The following is a 2,381-nucleotide window of genomic DNA, read 5'->3' as shown; positions in this document are numbered from 1 at the left end:
AGCTTAGCTTTTCTTCAACCCACTACAGTTGACAAAGAGCCGCTTTTCTTCAACCCACTACAGTTGACAAAGAGCCACATAAAAAGCCTAGAAATCAATTCTAGACTTACAATTTTTTATTTTCCAAGGTAGTATTCAGAAACGACGTTCAATTTTTCGTCAAATTCGAATACCAATGGTGGGAAGTTAGGGATTTCCACGTCCATGATTTCGTCATCTGACAAACCTTTGATGTGTTTTACAAGGGCACGGATTGAGTTACCGTGAGCTCCTACGAATACGTTTTTACCATCTTTAAGAGCTGGAGCGATTTTATCTTCCCAGAATGGAAGAGCACGTTCCAAAGTCACTTTCAAGTTTTCAGCATCTGGGATTACTGAGTCGTCAAGTGAAGCGTAACGACGGTCTGTGTGAGCTGAGTGCTCATCATCACGATCCATGTTTGGAGGCAATACATCGTATGAACGACGCCAGATGTGAACTTGCTCATCACCAAATTGTTCAGCAGCTTCAGCTTTGTTTTTACCAGTCAAACCACCGTAGTGACGTTCGTTCAAGCGCCATGATTTTTCAACTGGAACCCACAATTGGTCAGAAGCTTCAAGAGCCAAGTTTGTTGTTTTAATCGCACGTTTCAATACTGAAGTGTATGCTTGGTCAAATTCGATACCAGCTTCTTTAATCAATTTACCAGCGTCAATCGCTTGTTGTGTACCTTTTTCAGACAAATCAACATCAGCCCAACCAGTGAAAAGGTTAGCTTTGTTCCATTCAGACTCACCGTGGCGAGCAAAAACCAATTTTACCATTAGATGGATTCTCCTTTAAATTTTCCGAGGTTTTCCCTCGTTTATCTATTCTATTTTACACAATTTTTCACAAAAAAGCTAGTCAAAACCAAAAAGGAAGAGACTGTTTGACAATCACATTGTTTTTGATAATTTCTATTCTATCTTCATTATTTAATCTTTAAAAAACACCCCAATTTCTAACATTTGGGGTGTAATTTAACCAATTATTCTCAATTACTACAAAAAAATTTCTATCTTACTGTAGTTGAGATGTCAAAGTTTTCAACTGTTTTTGCAAATTGTCTCTAAAGTCTTTCAATTGTTGAGACAATTTTGATTTATCATCTTCCTTAATCTCAGTTGACCCTAGCAAATCATATATTTTTTTCTGCGCATCGAATAATTTTTGAGTTGACTCTTTTAGTTTGGTAAACGACTCATTATTTTCCATAGCTGTACCTTTGAAACTTTCCTCAGCTTTAGTAAAATAATCATCAAAAATCTTTTTATAAAGATCTATATAATCTGCATAAGTACGTATTGATTCAATCGCATCGTCTGTTACAACCGGTGTATCAAGAGTGATTGTTTCTTTTGAGGTATTAGATGTTGCTACTGTCTTCTCATCATTACTTGTTGAAGTAGTCTTTGAATTTTGTGCTCCACATGCAGCGAGAAGAGAAACAGATAATAGAATTACTCCTAGACCGATAAACTTTTTTGTTCTTTTCATGCTAAAATACCTTTTATTCTTCTGATTTGAATTTCTTCAATGTTGCAAGGAATAGAGATCCTCCAATAATAGCAAGAATCCCCCCAACCCATCCTAAGAATGGAATGAGACTAACTCCACCAGAAACAATCATTAGGACAGACGGAGCTGCACCTACACGATTATCTCCTTTATAGTAAACAATAGCAATGATACCGAGAACAAGATTTGCAATCTTCAAGGCATTCAAGAGTAAAGCAACACCTGAAACAGCCCCTGCAGTAGCTCCTCCATTAAGAGTTGTAGCAGCTGTATTTACCGCTGTTCCCAACAAGACAAAAGGACCAATAAGAAGTAAAATTCCTCCTACAAGACCGACGATACCACTAATTAAAGCAAGTGTTTTTGATTTCATAATAAAATCTCCTGTTTATTTTTTTTCAAATAAAATTGTATCATATTTGCTAAAAAAAAAAAAGTATTTTCTGATATTATAAAATAAAAATTTGTATAATATGAAATAAAATATAATACTTTTCAGAAATCAAAAGCAATTACACAAATTTATTATTGTAAAAATGTGACACAATTTACCAATCTTATCCGCAATATCAAATTCGTATTTTATAGTAGGTTGAATTCAGAATAGTACACCACTATTACTAAAACATTTCTAGAGATTAATTTGACTTTCCTAATCGATTTGTTCACATCTTGTTTCAATCTACTATATCTTACTGCTGTCAGCTTGCTATGTTTCTCTTTGATTCTTGTTGAGTATAAAAAGTCACACCTCGCAAATTTTCAAAATAAATCAAAAACACATCGTATCAGGTGTTCAAAAACGGCTCTATAATATTTGTAGTGGGTAAATCCCC

General features: G+C 34.7%; 3 protein-coding genes. All 3 read right to left on the bottom strand.

The genetic code is table 11. The features are described from left to right. Nucleotides 1-116: 116 nt before the first annotated feature. Complete coding sequence (locus QP439_RS08820) at nt 117-809, bottom strand: phosphoglycerate mutase (RefSeq protein ID WP_000240129.1); 693 nt, start codon at nt 807-809, stop codon at nt 117-119. Between the two features lie 238 nt (nt 810-1,047). Next, entirely contained in the window at nt 1,048-1,524 is a 477-nt protein-coding gene (locus QP439_RS08815) for a hypothetical protein (protein WP_285389622.1), read from the bottom strand. Nucleotides 1,525-1,537: 13 nt separating this feature from the next. Further along, nucleotides 1,538-1,918, bottom strand: a complete 381-nt coding sequence (locus QP439_RS08810; protein ID WP_000837844.1) for a hypothetical protein — start codon at nt 1,916-1,918, stop codon at nt 1,538-1,540. Nucleotides 1,919-2,381 lie beyond the last annotated feature (463 nt).

Origin of the sequence: Streptococcus sp. UMB1203 (genome assembly GCF_030217725.1) — a bacterium.
Classification (GTDB): Bacteria; Bacillota; Bacilli; order Lactobacillales; family Streptococcaceae; genus Streptococcus.
Note: the sequence above shows the minus strand (reverse complement) of the source record. Positions and strands in the feature narration are given on the sequence as shown.

Coding starts and splice junctions, on each gene's coding strand:
- QP439_RS08820 (WP_000240129.1), bottom strand. CDS start 809: ATGGTAAAATTGGTTTTTGCTCGCCACGGTGAGTCTGAATGGAACAAA.
- QP439_RS08810 (WP_000837844.1), bottom strand. CDS start 1,918: ATGAAATCAAAAACACTTGCTTTAATTAGTGGTATCGTCGGTCTTGTA.
- QP439_RS08815 (WP_285389622.1), bottom strand. CDS start 1,524: ATGAAAAGAACAAAAAAGTTTATCGGTCTAGGAGTAATTCTATTATCT.